This window comes from Diaphorobacter ruginosibacter (assembly GCF_040396215.1).
GTDB lineage: Bacteria > Pseudomonadota > Gammaproteobacteria > Burkholderiales > Burkholderiaceae_C > Diaphorobacter_A > Diaphorobacter_A ruginosibacter_A.
Genome location: NZ_JBEBOW010000014.1, coordinates 14,183 through 37,495, shown reverse-complemented (window position 1 = coordinate 37,495; position 23,313 = coordinate 14,183). Strand labels below are relative to the sequence as shown.

23 protein-coding genes are annotated in these 23,313 nt (G+C 65.8%); 16 read left to right on the top strand and 7 right to left on the bottom strand.

Annotated features, from left to right (window positions below; translation table 11 throughout):
- Positions 1-173: 173 nt before the first annotated feature.
- Complete coding sequence (gene pgi / locus ABWP92_RS03670; protein ID WP_353233994.1) at positions 174-1,787, bottom strand: glucose-6-phosphate isomerase; 1,614 nt, start codon at positions 1,785-1,787, stop codon at positions 174-176.
- Positions 1,784-2,734, bottom strand: a complete 951-nt coding sequence (gene tal / locus ABWP92_RS03665) for a transaldolase (RefSeq protein ID WP_353233993.1) — start codon at positions 2,732-2,734, stop codon at positions 1,784-1,786. The genes pgi and tal overlap by 4 nt, the downstream gene beginning before the upstream one ends.
- Before the next feature lie 178 nt (positions 2,735-2,912).
- On the opposite strand from tal, the gene zwf reads away from it, so the two are divergent.
- Entirely contained in the window at positions 2,913-4,379 is a 1,467-nt protein-coding gene (gene zwf, locus ABWP92_RS03660; RefSeq protein WP_353233992.1) for a glucose-6-phosphate dehydrogenase, read from the top strand.
- On the top strand, positions 4,373-5,218 hold the full coding sequence (locus ABWP92_RS03655; RefSeq protein ID WP_353233991.1) for a MurR/RpiR family transcriptional regulator: 846 nt from the start codon (positions 4,373-4,375) through the stop codon (positions 5,216-5,218). The genes zwf and ABWP92_RS03655 overlap by 7 nt, the downstream gene beginning before the upstream one ends.
- 77 nt (positions 5,219-5,295) lie before the next feature.
- Here ABWP92_RS03655 and ABWP92_RS03650 read toward each other — a convergent pair whose 3' ends face one another.
- The 3 genes from ABWP92_RS03650 to ABWP92_RS03640 all read right to left on the bottom strand — a co-directional run bounded on the left by ABWP92_RS03650 (position 5,296) and on the right by ABWP92_RS03640 (position 8,268).
- Positions 5,296-5,799, bottom strand: coding sequence for a YbhB/YbcL family Raf kinase inhibitor-like protein (locus ABWP92_RS03650; protein ID WP_353233990.1), 504 nt, complete (start codon positions 5,797-5,799; stop codon positions 5,296-5,298).
- Positions 5,800-5,835: 36 nt separating this feature from the next.
- Positions 5,836-7,053, bottom strand: a complete 1,218-nt coding sequence (locus ABWP92_RS03645; RefSeq protein WP_353233989.1) for a M20 aminoacylase family protein — start codon at positions 7,051-7,053, stop codon at positions 5,836-5,838.
- A gap of 177 nt (positions 7,054-7,230) precedes the next feature.
- Positions 7,231-8,268, bottom strand: a complete 1,038-nt coding sequence (locus ABWP92_RS03640) for a porin (protein ID WP_353233988.1) — start codon at positions 8,266-8,268, stop codon at positions 7,231-7,233.
- 308 nt (positions 8,269-8,576) lie between these two features.
- Here ABWP92_RS03640 and coq7 point away from each other — a divergent pair, with 308 nt between their 5' ends.
- A complete protein-coding gene (coq7, locus tag ABWP92_RS03635) occupies positions 8,577-9,194 on the top strand; it encodes a 2-polyprenyl-3-methyl-6-methoxy-1,4-benzoquinone monooxygenase (RefSeq protein ID WP_353233987.1) in 618 nt (205 codons plus the stop codon).
- A gap of 86 nt (positions 9,195-9,280) precedes the next feature.
- Here the strand turns inward: coq7 and ABWP92_RS03630 are convergent, their stop codons facing one another.
- Positions 9,281-9,730, bottom strand: a complete 450-nt coding sequence (locus ABWP92_RS03630) for an OsmC family protein (protein WP_353233986.1) — start codon at positions 9,728-9,730, stop codon at positions 9,281-9,283.
- Positions 9,731-10,049: 319 nt separating this feature from the next.
- On the opposite strand from ABWP92_RS03630, the gene ilvA reads away from it, so the two are divergent.
- The 3 genes from ilvA to ABWP92_RS03615 are packed head-to-tail and all read left to right on the top strand — an operon-like array spanning position 10,050 to position 13,105.
- The gene (gene ilvA / locus ABWP92_RS03625) at positions 10,050-11,633 is read left to right on the top strand and encodes a threonine ammonia-lyase, biosynthetic (RefSeq protein WP_353233985.1); all 1,584 of its coding nucleotides are present in this window, start codon (positions 10,050-10,052) and stop codon (positions 11,631-11,633) included.
- Positions 11,634-11,666: 33 nt separating this feature from the next.
- Positions 11,667-12,509, top strand: coding sequence for an adenosylcobinamide-GDP ribazoletransferase (locus tag ABWP92_RS03620; RefSeq protein ID WP_353233984.1), 843 nt, complete (start codon positions 11,667-11,669; stop codon positions 12,507-12,509).
- A gap of 2 nt (positions 12,510-12,511) precedes the next feature.
- Positions 12,512-13,105: a histidine phosphatase family protein gene (locus ABWP92_RS03615; protein WP_353233983.1), complete on the top strand. Its 594-nt coding sequence runs from the start codon at positions 12,512-12,514 to the stop codon at positions 13,103-13,105.
- Positions 13,106-13,127: 22 nt separating this feature from the next.
- Here the strand turns inward: ABWP92_RS03615 and ABWP92_RS03610 are convergent, their stop codons facing one another.
- Positions 13,128-13,727, bottom strand: a complete 600-nt coding sequence (locus ABWP92_RS03610; RefSeq protein ID WP_353233982.1) for a type II secretion system protein N — start codon at positions 13,725-13,727, stop codon at positions 13,128-13,130.
- A gap of 50 nt (positions 13,728-13,777) precedes the next feature.
- Here ABWP92_RS03610 and gspG point away from each other — a divergent pair, with 50 nt between their 5' ends.
- The 10 genes from gspG to ABWP92_RS03560 all read left to right on the top strand — a co-directional run bounded on the left by gspG (position 13,778) and on the right by ABWP92_RS03560 (position 23,295).
- Positions 13,778-14,230 carry a type II secretion system major pseudopilin GspG gene (gspG, locus tag ABWP92_RS03605; protein WP_353233998.1) on the top strand — a complete coding sequence of 151 codons (453 nt, stop codon included), beginning with the start codon at positions 13,778-13,780 and terminating at the stop codon, positions 14,228-14,230.
- Between the two features lie 65 nt (positions 14,231-14,295).
- Positions 14,296-14,718, top strand: a complete 423-nt coding sequence (locus ABWP92_RS03600) for a prepilin-type N-terminal cleavage/methylation domain-containing protein (RefSeq protein ID WP_353233981.1) — start codon at positions 14,296-14,298, stop codon at positions 14,716-14,718.
- Positions 14,715-15,089 (top strand): type II secretion system minor pseudopilin GspI, encoded by a 375-nt coding sequence (gene gspI, locus ABWP92_RS03595; RefSeq protein WP_353233980.1) that lies wholly within the window; start codon positions 14,715-14,717, stop codon positions 15,087-15,089. The genes ABWP92_RS03600 and gspI overlap by 4 nt, the downstream gene beginning before the upstream one ends.
- Before the next feature lie 10 nt (positions 15,090-15,099).
- Positions 15,100-15,810, top strand: coding sequence for a PulJ/GspJ family protein (locus tag ABWP92_RS03590; protein ID WP_353233979.1), 711 nt, complete (start codon positions 15,100-15,102; stop codon positions 15,808-15,810).
- Entirely contained in the window at positions 15,807-16,808 is a 1,002-nt protein-coding gene (gene gspK / locus ABWP92_RS03585; protein WP_353233978.1) for a type II secretion system minor pseudopilin GspK, read from the top strand. Before ABWP92_RS03590 ends, gspK begins: the two co-directional genes overlap by 4 nt.
- A 67-nt stretch (positions 16,809-16,875) precedes the next feature.
- Positions 16,876-18,117 (top strand): type II secretion system protein GspL, encoded by a 1,242-nt coding sequence (gspL, locus tag ABWP92_RS03580; RefSeq protein ID WP_353233977.1) that lies wholly within the window; start codon positions 16,876-16,878, stop codon positions 18,115-18,117.
- Positions 18,114-18,647, top strand: coding sequence for a type II secretion system protein M (locus ABWP92_RS03575; RefSeq protein WP_353233976.1), 534 nt, complete (start codon positions 18,114-18,116; stop codon positions 18,645-18,647). Before gspL ends, ABWP92_RS03575 begins: the two co-directional genes overlap by 4 nt.
- 43 nt (positions 18,648-18,690) lie before the next feature.
- Positions 18,691-19,503 (top strand): type II secretion system protein N, encoded by an 813-nt coding sequence (gspN, locus tag ABWP92_RS03570; protein WP_502907441.1) that lies wholly within the window; start codon positions 18,691-18,693, stop codon positions 19,501-19,503.
- Between the two features lie 4 nt (positions 19,504-19,507).
- Complete coding sequence (gene gspD / locus ABWP92_RS03565) at positions 19,508-21,874, top strand: type II secretion system secretin GspD (RefSeq protein WP_353233975.1); 2,367 nt, start codon at positions 19,508-19,510, stop codon at positions 21,872-21,874.
- Positions 21,875-21,933: 59 nt separating this feature from the next.
- The gene (locus ABWP92_RS03560) at positions 21,934-23,295 is read left to right on the top strand and encodes a GspE/PulE family protein (RefSeq protein WP_353233974.1); all 1,362 of its coding nucleotides are present in this window, start codon (positions 21,934-21,936) and stop codon (positions 23,293-23,295) included.
- Positions 23,296-23,313 lie beyond the last annotated feature (18 nt).

The following is a 23,313-nucleotide window of genomic DNA, read 5'->3' as shown; positions in this document are numbered from 1 at the left end:
GCCCGACATGGGCGGCATGGGTGGCATGGGCGGCATGGGCATGTAATTGCCACCGTCCCCGGCGGCTGGTGGGTAGAGGCTCCAGCCGTCGGTCGGAAGTGATTCCAACAAAAAACCCGCAGGTTCAAGGACCTGCGGGTTTTTTGTTGAGGCAGCAGATCGCGCCGGGTGCGTCAGCCGCTCGGCGCGTGATGAGCCTGCAGGTAATGCAGCAGGCCAGCCGTCGAAGGGTCGAGCTTCTCGCTGTCGCCATCGGCCAGCAGCGGCTCCAGTTCCCTGGCGAGCACCTTGCCCAGTTCGACGCCCCACTGGTCGAAGCTGTCGATGCCCCAGATCGCGCCGCTGGTGAACACGCGGTGTTCGTACAGGGCAATCAGCGCGCCGAACGATGCCGGGTCGAGCCTCTCCAGCACCATGAAGGTGCTGGGACGATTGCCCGTGAAATAGCGGTAGCCGCTGCTGCCCTCGCGCCCCACCATCAGCGCCTGCGCCTGCGCGAGCGCGTTGGCAAGCAGGCGCGGATGGTGATCCGGCAAGTCATGCCCGCCCTCTCGCAGCGCGATGAACTCCACGGGAACGATATCCGGCCCCTGGTGGATCATCTGGAAAAAGGCATGTTGTCCGTTGGTTCCGGGCTCGCCCCAGATCACTGGCGACGTGGCGTATGGCAATAGTTCGCCGTGGGCGTCCACGCCCTTGCCATTGCTCTCCATCTCCAGTTGCTGCAGATAGGCGGGCAGGCGGCGCAGGCCATGGCTGTAGGGCGCGATGCTGCGGCTCGTGAAGCCGTGGAAGTTGCGATACCAGACATCGAGCAGGCCAAGGCGCACGGGAAGATTCGCCTCCAGCGGCGCGAGCCGGAAATGCTCGTCCATGGCGTGCGCGCCGCGCAGCATGCGGACAAAATTCTCCGCGCCCGTGGAGATCGCAATCGGCAGGCCAATCGCGGACCACATCGAATAGCGCCCGCCCACCCAGTCCCAGAAGCCGAGCGTGGTATCGATGCCGAATTCAGCCGCCGATTCCAGGTTCGTCGTGAGCGCGATGAAATGCCGGCTCAACGACAGCGGCGCCCCGCGCCGGGCCGACCCGCCGTTGGCGAGAAACCATTCGCGCGCGGCATGGGCGTTGAGCATGGTTTCCGCCGTGGTGAATGTCTTGGAGGCGATCAGGAACAGCGTGCTCTCGGGACGGATCCTGCGAAGCACGCTGCCAAGCTCCATCCCATCCACATTGGAGATGAAGTGCAGCTTCTTGCGCGGATGGGCGAAGTCTTCCAGCGCCTTCACCGCCATGGCGGGCCCCAGGTCGGAGCCGCCGATGCCGATGTTCACGATATCGGTGATCGCATCGTCGGCCCGCACGGCCTCGGCGATGGCCAGCATGGCGTCCAGCGTCTCGTGCACCTCGACCAGGCTGCGTGCGAGCAGGCCGCCAGCGGGCTGCCGGCAACCCGGCTCGCCCTGGCGCGGGCTGCGCAGGAGCCAATGCATGACGGCCCGGTCTTCGGTATTGTTGATGGGCTCGCCCGCGAACATCGCGTCGCGGTAGGCTTCGAAGCGGCATTCGCGCGCCAGTTGCGTAAGCAGCACGCGCGTGCGCTCGTCCGCAAGGTTCTTGGAAAGATCGGCAAATACCAGAGGCGCCTGCTGGCTGAAACGCGCGAACCGCCCGGGATCATCCGCAAACGCCTGGCGCAGGTTGAAATTGCGCCCCGCATTCTCGTAGTGCGCCTTCAACAACTGCCAGGCGGGCGTACGGTCACAGCGGATTCGCGGATCGTTCATGCAGCCGCCAGCATCATCTGCTCGAGCTTGGCTGCGTCCGCGGCAAAGGCGCGAATGCCCTCGGCCAGCTTCTCGGTGGCCATGGCATCGGCATTCAGTGCGTAGCGGAAACCTGCCTCGTCGTACGAAACGGAGGGCAAGTCGAGCTTCTGCGCGGCCTGCGGGTCGAGCGCGCGCTGCACCGGCTCGCTGCTCTCGGCCAGCTTGCCCAGCAGGTCGGGCGCGATCGTCAGCAGGTCGCAGCCCGCCAGGGCGATGATCTGCCCCACATTGCGGAAGCTCGCGCCCATGACCTCGGTCTTGATGCCGAAGCGCTTGTAGTGCTCGTAGATGGCGCGCACGGACTGCACGCCTGGATCGTTCGCTCCGGCCATTTCGGCCTCGTTCCAGCTTGCGCCGGCCTGTTTCTTGTACCAGTCGTAGATACGGCCCACGAACGGCGAAATCAGCTGCACCCTGGCCTGGCCGCATGCCACGGCCTGCGCGAACGAGAACAGCAGCGTCAGGTTGGTGTGGATGCCGCGCTGCTCCAGCTGGCGGGCAGCCTGGATACCCTCCCAGGTGGAAGCAATCTTGATGAGCACGCGATCGATGTGAACGCCTTCGGCCTGGTAGAGCTCGACGATGCGCTCGGCGCGCGCCACGGTGGCGCTGGTATCGAACGACAGGCGGGCATCCACTTCAGTGGACACTCGGCCGGGGATGATGGACAGGATCTCGCAGCCGAAGCGCACGATCAGCCGGTCCATCAGCTCGTCGATGCCGCGGCCCTTCCAGCGCGTCACGCACTCCTGCAGGAGCGGCGCATATTCCGGTTTCTGCACGGCCTTCAGGATCAGCGAAGGATTGGTGGTGGCGTCCCGCGGCTGGAAGGCGCCGAGCTGGCGGAAATCCCCCGTGTCCGCGACAACGGTGGTGAACTGCTTGAGGGCTTCGAGTTGATTCATGATAGATCCTCCCCATCTGTGAAAATCCGGACTCCTCTGTCGGACGACCGATGAGGCGTGGCAACCCAAGAGTGTATTCGCAGCAGGGCTGTCGCCAAGGACGTGTATTGTCCGTCCATGAAACTCGGTAACATCTCTACCTCGCCCACGAGTTACAACTTCACAAGCTTTTTGCGTCATGAGTTTCGATCTGGTTTTGTTTGGAGGCACCGGCGATCTGGCCTGGCGAAAGCTGCTGCCCGCGCTGTTCCAGGCCTGGCGCCACGGCTCGCTGCCGCCGGGCGGACGTATCCTGGGCGTTGCCCGCGATGACCTGGACGATGAGGCCTACCGCGCCCTGATTGCCAGCCGCCTTGACGCGGTGGATTCCGACAAGCGCCCCAGACGCGAGGAATTCGAGAAATTCGCGCAGCTGCTGCACTATCTGCGCATGGACCTGTCGGTTCCCGCCGACTATGAGCGGCTCGCCGTGAATCTGCGCGGCCGCCAGGCCGATACCGTCGTGCTGTATCTCGCCACGGCGCCCAACCTGTTCACCACGGCGTGCGAACAACTGGGTGCGGTGGGGCTGAACACCGCGCAGACCCGGGTCGTGCTGGAGAAGCCGCTGGGCCACGACCTGGCTTCCAACCGCTCCATCAACGCGGCCGTGCGCGCGGTGTTCGACGAGCGGCAGATCTTCCGCATCGACCACTACCTCGGCAAGCCATCGGTCCAGAACCTGCTCGCATTGCGGTTCGGCAACGCGCTGTTCGAGCCGCTGTGGCGCCGTGAGACCGTGGCCAGCGTGGAGATCACCATGGCCGAGAAGATCGGCGTGGAAAACCGCGGCGCGTTCTATGAAGGCACGGGCGCGCTGCGCGACATGGTGCAGAACCATGCACTGCAGCTGCTGTGCGCGATTGCGATGGAGCCGCCCATCAATGCGCATGCCGATGCCATTCGCGATGAAAAACTCAAGGTGCTGCGCTCGCTGGTTCCGTGGACACCCGCCGCGCTCGCGCGCGATGTCGTGCGCGGGCAATACACGGCCGGCACCCTGGGCGGCGAACGCGCCAATGGCTACCTGAACGAGCCCGGCGTGGCCCCCGACAGCCGCACGGAAACCTTCGTCGCGCTGCGCACCGAAATCGCCAACTGGCGCTGGGCGGGCGTGCCTTTCTATATCCGCACCGGCAAGCGGCTGGCGGCGCACGAAGCGCACATCGCCGTGAATTTCAGGCCCGCTCCGCACCCGATCTACCGCACGCCGCTGGGCCTGGCCAACAAGCTCGTGATCCACCTTCAGCCCAGGGACGGACTGGCGCTGCACCTGTTTTCAGCGGGCAACGACAAGCGTGGCGCGCGCCCATCGAATGCGCAGTCGCTTGCGCCCGTCCAGCTGAACCTGGACTTCGATCAGCGCTTTGGAAGCGAACGCGTGGGCGCATACGAGCGCCTCCTGCTCGACGTGATCGCGGGCCGCCTGAACCTGTTTGTGCGCGCCGACGAGCAGGAGGCCGCATGGCGCTGGGTCGAGCCCATCATGCAGTACTGGAAAGACTCCGACGACGGCCCGCGTCTTTACGCGGCGGGCTCCTGGGGACCGAGCGCGGCCAGCGCGCTGGTCGCCCGCGACGGCAACATATGGATGGAAGAATGCTAGACAGAATCACCGCATCCCTTCCCTCGCTCGCACCTGCCGAGCAGCGCGTCGCCAGGCTGGTGCTTGCCGATCCGCGCGCCTTTTCGCACCTGCCTGTGCGCGAGCTGGCAGCCCGCGCGAGCGTGAGCAAACCCACCGTCGTGCGCTTTTGCCGAAGCATGGGCTATGACGGGCTGGCCGATTTCAAGCTCAAGCTCGCCGGCAGCGTCAGCGAAGGCGTGCCGTTCATCCACCGCAGCGTGGACGCCGACGACAAGACCGGCGACGTGCTCGTCAAGGTCGTGGACAATGCCGTCGCCGCGTTCCTGCAATACCGCAATGCGGCAAGCACCACGGCGCTCGAGCGCGCGGCCAGCGCCATCGCGGCGACGTGGCGCACGGGCAGGCGCATCGAGTTCTACGGCGCGGGCAACTCCGGCATCGTCGCGCAGGACGGCCAGCACAAGTTCTTCCGCCTGGGCATCACCAGCATCAGCACCAGCGACGGCCATATGCAGGTGATGAGCGCCACCATGCTCGGCAAGGGCGACTGCGCGGTCGTCATCAGCAATTCGGGCCGCACGCGCGACCTGATGGACGCCGCCGATATCGCCCGCAAGAATGGAGCGACGACGATCGCGATCACCGCCAGCGGCTCGCCTCTGGCGCACACCTGCGAGATCCATCTGGCGGCCGATCACCCCGAAGGCTACGACCGCTACAGCCCCATGGTGTCGCGATTGCTGCACCTGCTCATCATCGATGTGCTGGCCACCGCCGTGGCCCTGCGGATCGGCGAGCCGCTGCAACCGGTGCTCCAGCAGATGAAAAACAACCTACGGGCCAAGCGCTACACCTGACCCCGCGCTGCGACGACAGTCAGCAAGGCGCGCCCCGGGCATTCCGCGGCGCGCCGGGGAAAACGGCGCTCAGGCCGTCAGGCCGCGCGCGCGTATGTCGAGGTGAAGCCTACCTTGGCGATGGTGTTGGCGTTCACCATGAATCCGGCGAGCGCCGCCGTGGCATCGGCCGGGATCTCCAGCCTGTCCACCGACAGCGCGTGCAGCGTGAAGACATAACGGTGCGGCTTGTCGCCCGGCGGCGGGCAGAAGCCGCCGAACTCATACAGCCCGTAGTCATTGCGGACGTGGCGCGCACCCTTGGGCAGCCGCGCACCGCCCTTCTCGCCGGCATGGGCCGCAAGCTGCGTGACGTCCGCTGGAATGTCGACGACGAACCAATGCCACCAGCCCGATCCGGTGGGCGCATCGGGGTCGTACACGGTCAGCGCGAAACTCCTGGTTCCGGCGGGCGCCGCCGTCCAGTTCAGAACCGGCGACTGATTCTGGCCGGAACATCCAAAACCGTTGAATTCAAAGCGCGGATCCGCGCTACCGCCCGCAGGGATGTCCGGGCTGCTCAGACTGAATTCAGTAGCCATGTGTTTGCGTCCTTTCTTGCGTATCAATGAAATGGGTCATGCCGCGGCCAGCGGCATGCCCTGCTCGATCAGCCCCGCATGCAGCGCCGCCCCCAATGGAAGTATGTCGTCATTGAAGTCGTAGCGGTTGTTGTGCAGCGGGCTGTTGTTCGCCCCCATGCCCTGCCCGATGCGCAGATAGGCGCCGGGCCGACTTTGCAGCATAAAGGAAAAATCCTCCGCGCCCATGCTGGGCTCGAGGTCGCGCACGACGTTCTCGGCGCCGACGATCGACGCCGCCACATCGCCCGCAAAGCGTGCTTCGCTCTCGGTGTTGATGGTGGCCGGATAGATGCGCTCGTAGCGTACGTTCACGCTCGCGCCCATCCCCATCGCCACACCGCTGCAGACCTCCTGGATCCTGCGCTCGACCATCTCCTGAACGGCGGGATCGAATGACCGCACGGTACCGACCAGCGTCGCCGTCCCGGGCAACACGCTGAATGCGCCCAGGTCGCCGGCTTGCACCGCGCAAAGGCTGACGACGGCGCTGTCCAGGGCCCGTACATTACGGGACACGATGCCCTGCAGCGCCGTGATGATATGCCCCGCCACCAGCACCACATCCACGGTCTGGTAGGGATGCGCGCCATGGCCGCCACGGCCGGTGATGTCGATGGTGATGCGGTCGGCCGCGGCCATCATCGCTCCGCCATTGAGGCCCACGGTGCCGGGCTTCATCTGCGGCCAGTTGTGCATGGCGAAAATGGATTGCACCGGAAAGCGATCGAACAGGCCATCCTCGATCATCACGCGCGCGCCGCCCAGTCCTTCCTCGGCAGGCTGAAAGATGAGCACCGCGGTACCGTCGAACTGGCGCGTGGCAGCCAGATAGCGCGCCGCGCCCACCAGCATGGTGATGTGCCCATCATGGCCGCAGCCGTGCATCAGCCCCTGTCTTGCCGATTTCCATGTGAACTCATTGCTCTCCTGCATCGGCAGCGCATCCATATCGGCCCTCAGGCCGATCATGCTGCCGCTCGAGCGGGTCTGCCCATGAATCAGCGCGACCATGCCCGTCTTGCCGATATGCTCATGCACCTCATCCACGCCGCATTGCCGCAATGCCTCCGCAACGCGCGCACTGGTGAATTTCTCCTCGAAGCCCAGTTCGGGATGGGCATGCAGATCCCGCCGGAACGAGGTCAACTCCGGATGGAAGGTGGAGATGTGCGCAAACGCCCTGCCTCCAGCCCTGATTCGTGCCACTTGCATATCCAATACCTTTCCGCCTTGCCCGCGCGCCGTTCGGCCACGGAGTCTCTCGCACGCACCACCATCGTGCTTCATCCACCACTTTCACACCCTGGATCATGGCAAAAAAAAACCGCCACTCTTGCGAGCAGCGGTTTTTTCACCTCTAACCTAAGCTGGCATTAAGCCAGCCAGAAATTAGAAGGAGTGGCGGATACCAACTTGCACGCCAGCTTGGGACTTGCCAGCGCCAGGACCGTCGGTGTTCAGGTTCTTGGAAGCCAGGCCCAGGTTTGCACCGTCCTTGTTCTTCAGGTAGGACACGGTACCGTACACAGCAGTGCGCTTGGACATGTTGTACACATAGCCCAGGCTCAGCTGGTGAGACTTGCCGTCGTCAAATGCCTTTTGATCGTACAGGGTGTACTGAGCCTTGATCTCGCCAGCGCCCAGGGGAGCGGAAGCGCCCAGCATGTAGGCGTTGACCTTCTGGTTGGGAGCGCCGTCGATCTTGTCGCGGGTTTGTTGCAGGATGGCGTTCAGCTTCACAACGTTCAGGTTGTAGGAAGCGCCCAGGGTCACGGCATTGCGATCGCGGCCAGCCAGAACGCTGTCACGGTCGTCATACGACAGAGCAACGCTCAGAGGACCGTTGTCATATGCAACGTTACCACCGATGTAACGGCCAGCGTGGCCGGAAGTTTGCTCGTCGAAGCCATAGCCCAGAGCGGCGGTGAAGCCACCCATGTTAGGCGAGTAGTAAGCCAGCATGTTGTTCGAACGAATGCCGTTGGCATCGCCAGCGGTGCCGTACCAGTTGCTCCAGCCCATGAATTGGCCGATACCGGTTTGGTTGAACAGGTCGTAGGAGCTGGTCTTGGCATAGCCAGGAGTCAGGTCACGGCCCAGACGGACTTCACCGAAGCCGCCAGACAGGCTGACCGTGGAGCGACGCTTGAAGTTGAAGCCGGATGCATTGCCGTCGTCAGCGAAGAGTTCGCCTTCCAGCCAGAAGCCAGCCTTCAGACCACCGCCCAGATCTTCCACGCCGCGGAAGCCGATACGGCTGGTGTAGTTGCCGCTGGTGTACATGCCGTACTTGCTGTCGCCAGCAGCATTGGACTTGTTCACATAGCCAATACCCGTGTCAACGATACCGAACAGGGTCACGGAAGATTGAGCCATCGCAGCGCCGGAGGAAGCCAGCACAGCCAGGGCAATCAGTGATTTTTTCATTGCGAGTTACTCCAAGGTTAAACAGAGGGCCCTGGATCAAGGGGACTAGAGGCACATACTTCTGTGCAGCCCGCCGGTTCCCCCGGGCCAACCTCCTGGTGGGGAAGTTAGTACTATTGCAACAGAGCCGGCGATCTTTCGCAAAGGAATTCCCTCACAATTTGCCGAAAACGGGAAAATCGTTGCAGTCGTGCAACACACTCTGTCGGCAAAGGGCAAGCATTCAATGAGCCGTTAGTCAACTGGGCATTACAGCTAATTTTGTAAACAAGATATAGATATCCGGCTTTTTACCGACAATAACGGCAATGGATCAATTCTTAAGTACCGCCGACTCCGCCTTGCGTACGCTTTTCGCCAGGCCAAGGGCAAGCGAGGCCTCTCCCGCTCACGGCAGCCCAGAACCCCAATTGGGCGAAAGCGACCGCCGGCTCTCCGGGGCCCTGATGCGTGTGAACCACGTGGGCGAAGTCTGCGCCCAGGCGCTGTACCTGTCCCAAGCCATCGTCACCCAGGACCCCGCTCTGCGCGACAGCCTCCTGGCTTCTGCCCGGGAGGAGGTTGATCACCTGGCCTGGACGCGCGAACGGCTGGACGCGCTCGGCAGCCGCCCGAGCCTGCTCAATCCGCTCTGGTTCGCCGGTGCGTTCGCCATCGGGTTTGGCGCGGCGAAGATCAGCGATCGCATCAGCCTCGGTTTCGTGGTGGAAACGGAACGCCAGGTGTCCGAGCACCTCCATGACCATCTTGGCCGGCTGCCTGCGCAGGATGAGCCGTCAAGACAGGTTGTTGCCCGTATGCAACAAGACGAGGAACGCCATGCCGCACAGGCTCTGGCGGCCGGAGCCAGGGAGCTTCCCGTCCCCGCCCGTCTCCTGATGAAGGCTGCGGCCAAGGTCATGACCGCGACCGCTCACTACATCTGACTACTTCGGCCCCAGGCCAGGCCGCCTCTCGACTCCTCGTACGCTCATATATATACAAGGATATACAAGGAGCAAGCGGGGCGCCTTCACGCCTCGACGATGTCGAAACCCGTCGTGATCTCCGCCGTCTTGCCAAGCATGATGCTGGCGGAGCAGTATTTTTCGTGGCTCATGGCGATGGCGCGCTCCACCGCGGCAGCGGGAATGGCCTTGCCCGTCACCGTGAACTGCATGTGGATCCTGGTGAACACCTTGGGATCGGTTTGCGCCCGCTCCGAGGTGAGCTTGACGCTGCAGCCGCGCACGTCATGGCGGCCACGCTTGAGGATCAGGACCACGTCGTAAGCGGTGCAGCCCCCCGTCCCGGCCAGCACTGTCTCCATGGGGCGCGGCGCGAGGTTCTGTCCGCCATTGCCGGGATTGTTCGCATCGGGAGCGCCATCCATCGCAAGAACGTGGCCGCTGCCTGTCTCGGCGACAAAGCCCATTCCCGAGCGGGTACCCGTGTTTCCTGTCCAGCTCACCGTGCATTCCATAATTTTTTCCTCACAAAAATGACTCGTCCGCGCAACAGTGCGTCGCGCCACAAACAAAAGGTGATGATTTTGCTGCATTGCAGCAGACTTTGGAGTACAATTCACTGCATGCGCTGCTCATGCTTACAAAGCGAGTCGGCGCACCGATTGTCTCCTCCATCTCCTCAAAGGATGGATTAGGCCCCAGGCTTACCAGTCTGGGGCCCTTTTTTTGCCTTTTTTGAATCACGCCCGCCAACAGCCCGCTTTGGGACTGGCCCGCATGTTTCTATGATGGCGGCCGATGCACTGCCATCATCCAGTGCCCACGGATCGCCAGATGACCACCCAAGACCAATCAACCCCGCACGATCTCAGTCCCTTCGACTATCTCAAGAAGATCCTCACCGCCCGCGTCTATGACGTCGCCGTCGAGTCCGATCTCCAAGTCGCCAAGTCCCTCAGCCGCCGCATGCACAACAAGGTGCTGCTCAAGCGCGAAGACCAGCAGCCCGTGTTCAGCTTCAAGCTGCGCGGCGCCTACAACAAGATGGCGCAGCTCACGCCCGAGCAGCTCGCGCGCGGGGTGATCTGCGCGTCCGCCGGCAATCACGCGCAGGGCGTCGCGATGAGCGCATCGAAGCTCGGCGCCCGCGCCGTGGTCGTGATGCCGACCACCACGCCGCAGCTCAAGATCGATGCGGTGAAGACCCTGGGCGGCGAAGTGGTGCTGAGCGGAGAGAGCTATTCCGACGCATACGAGCACGCCGCCAGGCTGCAGGCCGAGCAGGGGCTGACCTTCGTGCATCCGTTCGATGACCCGGACGTGATCGCCGGGCAAGGAACCATCGCCATGGAAATACTGCGCCAGTTGCAGGCCCTCGGCAGCAACAGGCTGGATGCCGTCTTCGTGGCGATCGGCGGCGGCGGACTGATCTCGGGCGTCGCCAACTACATCAAGGCCGTGCGCCCGGACATCAAGGTCATCGGCGTGCAGATGAACGACTCCGACGCCATGGCGCAGTCGGTGGCCCAGCATGCGCGCGTGACGCTGCCCGATGTCGGCCTGTTCTCCGACGGCACGGCGGTCAAGCTGGTGGGCGAGGAGACCTTCCGTGTCGCCAGCAATCTGGTGGACGACTACATCCGCGTGGACACCGATGCCGTCTGCGCGGCCATCAAGGATATTTTCGTGGACACCCGCTCCATCGTGGAGCCCGCGGGCGCCATGTCGGTGGCGGCCATCAAGCAATATGTCGCCAGGAACAAGACGAAGGGCGAGACGTATGCCGCCATCCTCTGCGGTGCGAACATGAACTTTGACCGCCTGCGCTTCGTGGCCGAGCGCGCCGAGGTCGGCGAAGAGCGCGAAGCCTTGTTCGCCGTGACCATTCCCGAGGAGCGCGGCAGCTTCAAACGGTTCTGTGAAGTGGTGGGCGCCCTGCCCGGCGGCAGCCGCAGCGTGACCGAGTTCAATTACCGCATCAGCGACGCCAGGCGAGCCCACGTGTTCGTCGGACTGTCCACGAGCCGCGGTGAGTCGGAGAAGATCGCCAGGAACTTCCAGAAGCATGGGTTCGACTCACTCGACCTCACGCACGACGAACTGGCCAAGGAGCACCTGCGCCATCTGGTGGGCGGGCATTCCTCGCTCGCGCGGGACGAGCGCCTGATGCGCTTTACCTTTCCCGAGCGTCCAGGCGCGCTGCTCAAGTTCCTGAGCCTGATGCAGCCGCACTGGAACATCAGCCTGTTTCACTACCGCAATCAGGGCGCCGACTATGGCCGCATCCTGGTGGGCATGCAGGTGCCGCCGGAAGACGCAGCCGAGTTCGAGCAGTTCCTCAAGACGCTGGACTACCCCTACGTCGAAGAAACGCTCAACCCGGCCTACCGCCTGTTCCTGCAGGCCGGCAGCCGCTGATCGCGCGCACCACGACGCCCCGGACATCACCCCATGCAAGCAGTTCGCCACTATCTGCTCGCCGTGCAGTTCTTCACCCGCATCCCCGTGACAGGGCCGCTCGCGCAATGGGTGGGCTACAGCCCCGCCATGCTCAGGGCCAGCTCGGCGCATTTCCCCGGCGTGGGCTGGCTGGTGGCCGCGGTGGCGGTGGCCTGCTTTGCCGCGCTCTCGGTGCTGCTCGGCACGCGGCAGCCCTTCACGCCTTTGGCCGCCGCCGTATTCAGCACGATCGCCACGGTGCTGGCCACCGGCGGCTTCCACGAGGATGGGCTCGCAGATGTTGCCGATGGCTTCGGTGGCGGATACCAGCGCGAGCGCATTCTCGACATCATGAAAGACTCGCGCGTGGGAGCGTTCGGTGCCATGGCGGTCGCGTTGATCCTTGCCGCCAAGTTCGCGCTGCTGGCGCAACTGGGCAGCCATGGGCTGGCCATCGCGCTCTGGTCGCTGTTCTGCGGCCACGTGGTCTCACGCTTCTGGCCGCTGGTTGCCGTGCGCGCGCTGCCACACGTGGGCGACACAGCCACCTCCAAAAGCAAGCCGCTGGCCGATCAGATTTCCATTGCCGCCCTGATGGCCGCGCTGGCGTGGTGCGTGATTCCGGTGGTGCTGTTCGCGCTGGCGCTGGGCATCGAGACCGCGCTGAGCGCCATCGCCTGCAGCGGCATCGGCGCTTCCTGGATGCTCTGGCGCTGCAAGAAACGCCTGCAGGGATTCACCGGCGACTGCCTCGGAGCGATCCAGCAGGTGGGTGAGGTGGCGTTCTACCTCGGCGCAGCCATCGCGGCAGCGCAGTTCGGCATCGCGGCCAGGCCGCTCTGGCACGGCTTCTGAACATGCGGGAGCGGCCCCCTCCCCGGCTCTGGCTGGTGCGGCATGCGAGGCCGCTCATCGGTCCCGGCATTTGCTACGGCGCGCAGGATGTTCCCGCCGACGATGGCCACAGCCGCCAATCCGCGCTGGCGCTGAGCGGGGCTTTGCCGGACAGTCTTGCGCTGGTGGCGCACTCGCCTCTTTCACGCTGCGGCCAGTTGGCGCGGGCGTGGTCCGCGCACCGCGCCGCGCCGAGAGCACAGGCAGACGCGCGGCTGCGGGAAATGGATTTCGGGAACTGGGAAGGCCAGCGCTGGGACGCCATCCCGAGAACGGAGCTAGACGCCTGGACGGACCGCTTCGCGTCCTACCGGCCCGGCGGCGGCGAGCCGCTGCAAGCCATGCTGGGGCGCGTATCGAACGCACTACGGGATGCGCATGCCGCATCCCTCGAAAATGCGGGCCGGGACGTCGTCTGGATCACCCATGCCGGCGTCATCCGCTGCGTGCTGTGGCTGGGTGAACACGACGACTCGATCCCCCGGGCCTGCGACTGGACCATGCCGGCACCCGAGTTCGGCAAGTGGTTTTCCGTGCCCCTCACTACTCCACAATGACTGCTTAATTGCAAGCGGTTGCTTACGCAGCCGGCCTCGGGCGCGGCTGCAGGGGAGCATGCCCGGACGTGCTCGCGGGCGCGATGCCCGGCGTCTGGCCTTGGGGGATCATGGGCGACTGAACCTTCGGCGAACCGGGTAACGAAGAGGCCGGTGAGGCCGCGCCGCCATCCGTGCTGGAGGCAGCCTTGAGCGGCATGCGCAGCGTCATGCTGGAAGGCCCGTCCACGGACGCTCCCAGATGCGCCTCTCGCCGTCCCAGGGACTGAAGCACCAGCCCCTGCGCCACCTCGGCGCCGATGCGAAACGGCTTGGCGGGCTTGTCATCCACCTCGATCAACGCGGCGCCATGGCCGCTGCGCAATCCTGCCAGCACCCCCACCAATGTATAGCGCGTGGCGGCCACGGCGGGCTCGGCAGCCGCCGCTTCAACACCGCCCAGAAGCCGCGTCAGCGCCTGCGCATCGACCACGGTGGGCGCGGCGGGCAATGCCGGAGCGCCGAATGTGGACGCTCCCGCCGAGAGCCTGAGCCCCCAGAAGCCCACGCAGGCAACCGCCAGAAACCACGCGGCAAAGGTTCCAGCGCCGACCTTCCAGCGACTATAGGTGTTCGTCAACATTGCGCGATTATGATTGACAAGTTATGTCCACTCCAGGTCGATCCAACGACATGCTGCAATCCGCCCACGCTTTCTCACGTTCCTGCCGCCGCAAGATGGCGCGCGGCTTCACGCTTATCGAGCTGATGGTGGTGCTCGTCATCATTGGCGTGCTGGCCGCGCTGATCGTGCCCAACGTGCTGGATCGCGCTGACGACGCGCGCAGCACCGCCGCGCGCACCGACGTCACCAACCTGATGCAGGCGCTCAAGATGTACCGCCTCGACAACCAACGCTACCCGACCGCCGAACAGGGGCTTCAGGCCCTCGTCGCCAGGCCGGACAGCGGCCCGGTGCCCAACAACTGGCGGCCCTACCTGGAGAAGCTGCCCAACGATCCCTGGGGCCGCCCCTACCAGTATCTCAACCCCGGCGTCAGGGGCGAGGTGGACGTGATGTCCTTCGGCGCGGACGGCCAGTCCGGCGGCGAAGGCAAGGACGCCGACATCGGCAGTTGGCAATAGGCCCGCACCGCGGTGCTTTCCTGCGGCCTCCCGCCCATGCAAACCAACCTGCTCCCGCGGCGATGATGCGCGCGAGCCGCGGCTTTACCCTGCTGGAGTTGCTGATGGTGATGTCCATCATCGCGCTGGCCACGGTCGGCGTGAGTTTCGCGCTGCGCGACAACGGCGGCGTGAAGCTGCGCCGGGAGGGAGAGCGGCTGGCCGTGCTGCTGGAGAGCGCGAGGGCGCAATCGCGCGCCTCGGGAACCGCGGTGCGCTGGCGGTCCACCGAGCGCGGATTCGTCTTCGAAGGCCTGCCCACCTTGCGGATGCCGGATCAATGGCTGCTCGCGGGCACGCGCACCACAGGGCCGGCAACGCTCTGGCTCGGCCCCGAACCCATCATCAGCGCGCAGCAGGTATGGATCGTCAACGAGGCCTACCCCAACCGCGCCATACGCGTTGCAACGGACGGCGTGCGCGCATTCACCGTGGAGTCGCTGCAATGACGGCGCGCGGCCCATCCCGCCGGCAGGCCGGCTTCACGCTCGTCGAAGTGCTGGTCGCGCTGGCCATCGTGGCCATTGCGATGATGGCCGGATCGCAGGCCACGTCGGCCCTGGCGACCAATGCCATGCGCCAGACCGACGTCATGCTGGGCCACGTCTGCGCGCAGAACGAACTCGTCAAGGCCCGCCTCTCGCGCCAGTTGCCATCCTTTGGCGATTCGCGCACCACATGCGAGCAGGCGGGCCGCCAGTACCAGGTGGTGACCACCGTTTCTCCGCTGCCCAACCCGCAGTTCCGCCGCGTGGACGCACAGGTCTATGACGAGAGATACCCGGTGATCCGCGTTTCGACCATCGTCGGCAGGTACTGACCGCAAACCCATGCCGCACCCGCGCCACGCCCGCCCCCCACGGCCCGCCCTGTCCAGCGGCTTCACGCTGGTCGAGCTGATGGTGGCGATCGTCATTCTTTCGCTCATGGCCCTCCTGAGCTGGCGCGGGCTCGACGGCATGGCGCGCTCGCAAAGCATCACCAGGGAGCATTCGGATCAACTGGTGGTGGTCCAGAACGCGCTTGCGCAATGGAGCTCCGACCTTGATGCGCTGATGGCCATCGGCAACACGCAGCCACTGAGCTGGGACGGCCAGGTGCTGCGCCTCACGCGCCGCAGCTCGCAGCAGCCCGAGCAGGGCGCGATCGTCGTGGCCTGGGCGCTGCGCGAATCGGGAGGATCACAGCAGTGGCTGCGCTGGCAGTCCCCGCCGGTCAACACCCTCGCGGACTGGGACGCCGCCTGGCAGCGCGCCGCACAGTGGGCGCGCACTCCCTCCAGCAGCGAGACACAGCGCGAGACACGGCTTTTCCCGCTGGGCGAATGGCATCTCTATTACTTCGTGGGCGGCGCCTGGGCCAACGCGCTGTCAAGCTCCGGCGGCTCGTATGCCGAGCAGACCCTTGGCGGGCTGAGCAAGGAAGCCGCCTCCATCCCCGAGGGCATCCGCCTGCAGATCAGGCTGCCCCAAGGCATGGCCATCTCCGGCACGATCACGCAGGACTGGGTCAACCCCCTGCTGGGCGGGAACAAGTCATGAGCCCGGCGCGCAGGCCCACCACCAACCGTCCGCCGGAAAGGGGCGCGGCGCTGCTGGCCGCGATGCTCACGGTCGCGCTGGTCGCCACCTTCGCGGCCAGCGCGATGTGGCAGCAGTGGCGCACCATCGAGGTCGAATCGGCGGAGCGCGCCCGCATTCAATCGGCCTGGATCCTGGTGGGCGCGCTGGACTGGTCGCGCCTGATCCTGCGCGAGGACGCGCTCGCCCGTGGCGACGGCACGGACAACCTCACCGAGCCATGGTCGATCCCGCTGGAGGAAGCACGCCTGTCCACCTTCCTGTCCGCGCAGGGCAATGTATCCGACCCTGGAGCGGCCACCGCCGACACGGAAAACGCCTTTCTCTCCGGGCGCATCACCGATCTGCAGTCACGCATGAACCTGCGCAACCTGGTGGCCGACAAGACCGTCAACGAAGTCGCGCTCCAGCAGTTTTCCCGGCTTTTCGAATACCTCGGGCTGTCAAAGGAAGAACTCAACCGGATTGCGCAGAACCTGTTGAAGGCCCAACTGGCGCAGAGCAGCAGTTCGCAGGCGCCCCTGATGCCGCAAAGCGTGGGCCAGCTCACCTGGTGGGGCGTGCAGCCCTCCACGATCGAGACACTGGCGCCCTTCGTCACGCTTTTGCCGAACGCCACGACCCTGAACATCAACACCGCGGATGCCGAGACCATCTGGGCCAGCGCCGTCGGGCTGGACATGTCGGACGCGCAGCGGCTGGTCCAGGCCCGCGCCTCCAGCTATTTCAAGAGCGTGGACAGCGCGGGCAAGCTGCTGAGCGACTCCACCGTGCTCGGCAGCGCGCTTTTCGATGTCAAGTCCAACTATTTCGAAGTGCGCGGCCGCATGCGGATCGACCAGACCGTGGTGGAAGAACGCTCGCTGGTCTACAAACAGCGCGGCAGCAACACGCGCACGCTCTGGCGCGAGCGGGGCGGCTTTCTGCGCAACTCGGCGGATACACTGGGCAAATCTTGATCACCGCGTACAAACGATGCCTGCCACTGTCACGTGCGACGCCTAAAATGGCGCGCGAAAACAAGTCATGAGCATCCTCATCATCTCCCTGCCCCCGGGTTCGCCGGGGCCGGCCGCCGCCTATAGCTACACGCTCACCGCCGACGGCCACACCGCCATCCGCCATGCCAGCGCCGCGGCCGCCCTGCTGCCCGATGCCGGCCGCACGGGCGAAGTGGTCGTCGTGGTGCCGGCGCGCGCTCTCTCGTGGCAGCGCGTCACGCTGCCGCAGGGCGCGCTGGGAACACCCGCGCGCCTGCGGCCCGTGCTTGAGGGATTGCTCGAAGAACAGGTTCTGGATGACCCGGGCAATCTGCATTTCGCGCTCGAGCCCGATGCCGCCGCAGGCGCTCCGGCGTGGGTGGCCGTATGCGACCGCGCATGGCTGCGCGGACACCTCCAATGGCTGGAAGCGGCGGGACACGCGGTCAGCCGCATCGTTCCCGAATTCGCCCCGGGGGCACACGGTGTCCCCAACGAACGCCAGATCCATGTACTCGGCGTGCCTGAAGATGCGCGGCTCGTGCTCACCTTGCAAGGCCCCGGCCAGGCCATCGCCGTCCTGCCGCTGAACGCCGCCACGCTGGCGCTGGGCATGCGGCACGATGCAAACGATGCCCCGCCGCGTGTTCTCGCCGATCCCGCCATGGCGGGCCTGACCGAGCAGATGGCGGGCCGGTCCGTGGAGATCGCCACCATCGGCCAGCGCTCGCTCGCCGCGGCACGCGGCTCCTGGAACCTCGCCCAGCTCGAACTGGCCAGCAGTGGCCGCACGCGCGCCCTGCGCAGCGTCGGGAGCGCCGTCAACAGCTTTGCGCGCGCGCCGCAGTGGCGTGCGGCCCGCTGGGCCCTGGGCATCGCCGTCGTCGCGCAGATCGCGGGATTGAACCTCTGGGCCTTCAAGGAGCGCCAGGCGCTCGACGCCAAGCAGGCCGGCGTCCGCGGCATCCTGCAGCAGACATTTCCAGGCGTGAAAGTCATCGTGGATGCGCCCGTGCAGATGGAACGCGAAGTGGCCCGGCTGCGGCAGGCCGCCGGCAGCGTGTCGCCCCGCGACCTGGAACCCCTGATGGCGGCTGCCGGCGTTGCCCTGCCTCAAGGACAGATTCCCGCACAGGTGGACTATACGAGCCCGGAACTCAAGCTCGGCGGCATCGATCTCGGTCCCGATGAGCTCAGCGCCATGAACCAGCGGCTGCGCAGCGACGGGTTCGCTGCGGACCTGCAGAACCGGCAGATCCGGATCCGCGCGTTGGAGGGCAGGCCATGATCGAGAAATTCAAGGAATTCAAGGGGTTGGACATCCTCCGGCAGCGTTGGAACGTCCTGGGCGCCCGCGAGCAGATACTGGTCATGGGCGCCGCCATCGTCGTGGCTTGCGCGCTGGTCTGGTGGGTGGCGCTTGCCCCCGCGCTCAAGACGCTTCGCACGGCTCCCGAGGCGCACGCCCTTCTCGACGCGCAGTTGCAGCGCATACGCGGCCTGCAGCAGGAAGCGCTCGAACTGCAGAAAGCCCCGCGTATCCAGGGCGACGATGCCGTACGCTCACTGCAAAGCTCATTGTCGAAGGCGCTGGGCGACACGGCCCAGGTCTCCATCGCCGCCGACCGTGCGACCATCACGCTCAAGGGCGCTGCGGCCGCGCCGCTGGCCCAATGGCTTGCACAGGTGCGCCACACGGCACGCGCCGTGCCCATACAGGCCAAGCTGACCCGCCATGGGGGAGCCAGGGGCGACGCGCCAACCCTTCCCGTGCGGTGGGACGGAACGCTGATCATGTCGCTTCCGCCGTCCCTCTGACACACCATCCAACCGGCACAACGCAAACCAGTTTCCCGAACCCGTGGCCAGAAAACAGCTTTCATCGCAACGCAGACCCGCAGATACCGCCCGCTCTCCGCGCGGCTGGGCCGTGCTGGGCGGCTTGCTCGGCGCGCTGACGGTGCTCGGCCTGAATGCGCCGGCCAGCTGGCTCGCATCCAGCGTGCGGAATGCGACGCAAGGCCATGTGCAGCTGCAGCAACCGCGAGGCACCATCTGGAACGGTTCGGCCCAGCTCGTCCTGACCGGCGGGCAGGGCAGCACCGACGAAGCCGCCCTGCCCGGCCGCCTGGACTGGCGGCTGCGTCCCGCGCTGGCCGGCGTCAACGTGGAGCTGCGCTCCGACTGCTGTACCACGGCGCCGGTCCAGGCACGCGCGCGGCTGCGCTGGAACGGCATGCAGCTGATGGTGGCCAATCACGAAAGCCACTGGCCCGCCGCCGTTCTCGGCGGCCTGGGCACGCCCTGGAACACGATCCAGCCGCAGGGCAAGCTGGCGCTGTCCACGCAAAATCTGCAGATCAGCTGGCACGCGGGCCGCATGGCGCTGCAGGGAACAGTCCAGCTCGATGCGCTGGACGTCTCCTCCAAGCTCTCCACGCTGCGCCCCATGGGCAGCTACCGCATCACGCTCGACGGCGGCGACACGCCCGCCGTGAAACTGTCCACGCTGGATGGCGCCCTGCTGCTCAGCGGCACCGGCCAATGGCTGGGGCCGAAGCTGCGCTTCAGAGGCGAGGCCTCGGCCGCGCCCGGGCGGGAAGCCGCGCTTGCCAATCTCTTGAACATCATCGGGCGGCGCGCCGGCGACCGCTCCATACTCACCGTGGGTTGACCCTATGACTCCTATGCCTCGACACCGCCTGCGGACTGCCTTGCACACCCTTGCCGCCAGTGCATTGCTGCTGTGCGCCGGCGCTCCCATGCACGCGATTTCAGCCCCGCAGGGCAGCGTGCAGTCCAATGAGCCCGTCACCCTGAATTTCGCCAACGCCGACATCGACGCGGTGGCCCGCACGATCGCCACCATCACCGGCCGCAACGTCGTGGTCGATCCGCGCGTGAAAGGGCAGCTGACGCTGGTGACCGACAAGCCCGTGCAGCCCAATGTGGCCTTCCAGCAGTTTCTGGCCGCGCTGCGGCTGCAGGGCTTCACCATCGTCGAGTCGGCGGGGCTCTACAAGGTGGTGCCGGAAGCCGACGCGAAGCTGCAGACCAACATGGTCACGGTCACCCAGGGCAGCTCGGGCGCCGCGCCTGGCGGCGGGCAGGTCGTCACGCAGATCTTCAAGCTCAACTTCGAGAACGCCAACAATCTGGTGCCGGTGCTGCGCCCGCTCATCAGCCCCAACAACACCATCAACGTGAATCCCGGCAACAACTCGCTGGTGATCACCGACTATGCGGACAACCTGCAGCGCATGGCCCGCATCATCGCGGCCATGGACGTCTCCAACGCCAGCGACGTGGAAGTGATCCCGCTCGAAAACGCCATCGCCTCCGACCTGGCGCCGCTGGTGCAGAAGCTGGTGGACGGCTCGGGCGCGGGAACGGCAGCCGGCACCCCCGGTGCGCCAGCGGGCGCCGCCGCGCAGGGCGACTCCTCATACCGCACCACGCTGCTGGCCGAACCGCGCAGCAACTCGCTCATCGTGCGCGCCGCCAATCCGGCGCGGCTGGCCCTGGTGCGCTCGCTCGTGGCCAAGCTCGACCAGGCCCCGGTGATCGGCAGTTCGGCGGCCACGGGCAACATTCATGTCGTCTATCTGAAAAACGCCGATGCGGTCAAGCTCGCGGCCACCCTGCGCGCCGCCATCTCCAGCGGCTCCGCGGGCAGCGGCGGCTCCGGCTCCGGCAACAATTCAGGCCAGCTCTCCAACAGCGGCAGCAGCGGCCTGGGCAGCCTCTCCAGCGCAAGCAGCAGCACGCAGGCATCCGGCGCAAGCAGCAACAGCGGCGGCGGGCTGGGGTCGGGCACGGCCTCCAGCCTCGGCAATTCACAAGGCTCCCAGAACCAGCCGTCCACCGGTGGACAGATCCAGGCCGACCCTTCGACCAACTCGCTGATCATCACCGCGCCCGAGCCGCAGTACCGCCAGATCCGCGCCGTCATCGACAAGCTCGACGGCCGCCGCGCGCAGGTGCTGATCGAGAGCCTGATCGTGGAAGTCTCCGCCAACAAGGTGGCCGAGTTCGGCATCCAGTGGCAGGGCGTCCTGGGCAACTACGGCAGCACGCTGGGAGTGATCGGCATGAACTCCAGCCAGAGCGGCTCGAACATCATCGACCTCGCGCTGGCCGCGGCGGGCCTGGGCAGCAGTTCCAGCACGGCCAGTTCGCTGTCCTCCTCCTCGCTGGCCTCGGGCATGAACATCGCCGTCGCGCCTCGCATCAACGGCAAGTACTACCTCGGCGCCCTCGCCAACTTCCTGGAAAACACCGGCGACGCGAACGTGCTGTCCACGCCGAATCTGCTGACGCTCGACAACGAGGAAGCGCAGATCATCATCGGCGAGAACGTGCCGTTCGTGACCGGCTCCTATGCCAATTCCAGCAGCAGCTCCACCGTGAACCCCTTCACCACGGTCGAGCGCAAGGACGTCGGCCTGATGCTGCGCGTGCGTCCGCAGATCAGCGAGAACGGCACGGTCAAGCTCTCGCTGTACCAGGAAGTCTCCAAGGTCAATGACGAGACGACGACGAACACCAATGGCCCGACCACCAGCAAGCGCTCGATCGAGTCATCCGTGCTGGTGCGTGACGGCAACGTGATCGTCATCGGCGGCCTGCTTGAGGACTCGTATGCGCTCGGCCAGGACAAGGTGCCGGTGATGGGCGACCTGCCGCTGGTCGGCGGCCTGTTCCGCAACGAGCAGCGCCAGCGCAAGAAGACCAACCTGATGGTCTTCCTGCGGCCCATCGTGATCCGCGACGACGCCACCAGCGACGCGCTGGTGCAGGACCGGTATGAGGCCATCCGCGCGATGCAGATGGGCAACCAGCCGGCGGACAGCACGATGATGCGCGCGGTCAGCGAAGCGCCCGTGCTGCCGCCCCTGAATACCCAGACCACGCCGCCCAAGGCCGACCCGCAGGCCAAGGCGGTTCCGGGGCCGCTGCTGCCCATGGTGCCCAATGCGCCCAAGGCCGCCAAGCCTGAGCAGACCAACTGGAGCGTGCAGGACCCCAACTTCACGCCGCAATAAGGCGGCAGCGGCTGCGCCGCCACCGCAAGAGCACCCGACAAACCGATAGACCACCGCCCATGCGCCACCCCCTGCCCTACACCTTCGCGCGATCTGCCCAGTTGCTGCTGGAGGACGATGGCCATCAGCTGGTGCTGTGGCACGCGGCGGCGCCCGACATGGGCGCGCTGTCCGAGGTACTGCGCAAGCACCCGGTGCAGCAGCTCGCCGAGCTGGACAACAACACGCTGGCGCAGCGCATCAGCGCTGCCTATTCCCAGTCCGATTCAAGCGCGGCGATGGTGGTCAGCGAAGTCGAATCCGACGCCGATCTCTCGCGCATGATGCAGGAACTGCCCGCGGTCGAGGACCTGCTCGAATCCGCCGGCGACGCACCCATCATCCGCATGCTCAATGCGCTGCTCACCCAGGCCGTGCGCGATGGCGCGAGCGACATCCACATCGAGCCCTACGAACGCCATTCCAGCGTGCGCTTCCGCGTGGACGGCACGCTGCGCGAAGTGGTCCAGCCCAACCGCGCCCTGCACGCCGCGCTGATCTCGCGCCTGAAGATCATGGCCGACCTGGACATCTCGGAAAAACGCCTGCCGCAGGACGGCCGCATCTCGCTGCGGCTTGGCACGCGCGCCATCGACGTGCGCGTCTCCACCTTGCCCAACGCCCACGGCGAGCGCGCCGTGCTGCGCCTGCTGGACAAGAGCGAGAACAAGCTCAGCCTCGAATCGGTGGGCATGCAGGGGCCGGTGCTCGCGCAGTTCGAGCGGCTCACCGCGCAGCCCCACGGCATCATCCTGGTGACGGGCCCCACCGGCTCCGGCAAGACCACGACGCTGTACGCGGCGCTCTCGCGGCTTGACGCATCCAGCAGCAACATCATGACGGTCGAGGACCCCATCGAATATGAGTTGCCGGGCGTCGGGCAAACGCAGATCAACAGCAAGATCGACCTCACTTTCGCCAAGGCCCTGCGCGCGATCCTGCGCCAGGACCCCGACGTGATCATGATCGGTGAAATCCGCGATTTCGAGACCGCGCAGATCGCCATCCAGGCATCGCTCACCGGCCACCTGGTGCTGGCCACGCTGCACACCAACGATTCGGCCAGCGCCATCACGCGGCTCACCGACATGGGCGTGGAGCCCTTCCTGTTGTCCAGCTCGCTGCTGGGCGTGCTCGCGCAGCGCCTGGTGCGCAAGCTCGACGCCAGCGATCCATCCGGCTATCGCGGCCGCACCGGCATCTTCGAATTGCTGGAAGTGGATGATGCAATCCGCGCGCAGATCCACGGGCAGGCCAGCGAATCCGACATCCGCGATCGCGCGCTGGCCAACGGCATGACGCTCATGCGCACCGACGGCGAGCGGCTGGTCGACGCCGGCATCACCAGCATGGAGGAAGTGCTGCGCGTGACCCGCGACTGACATGCCGCGGCGGCCGCG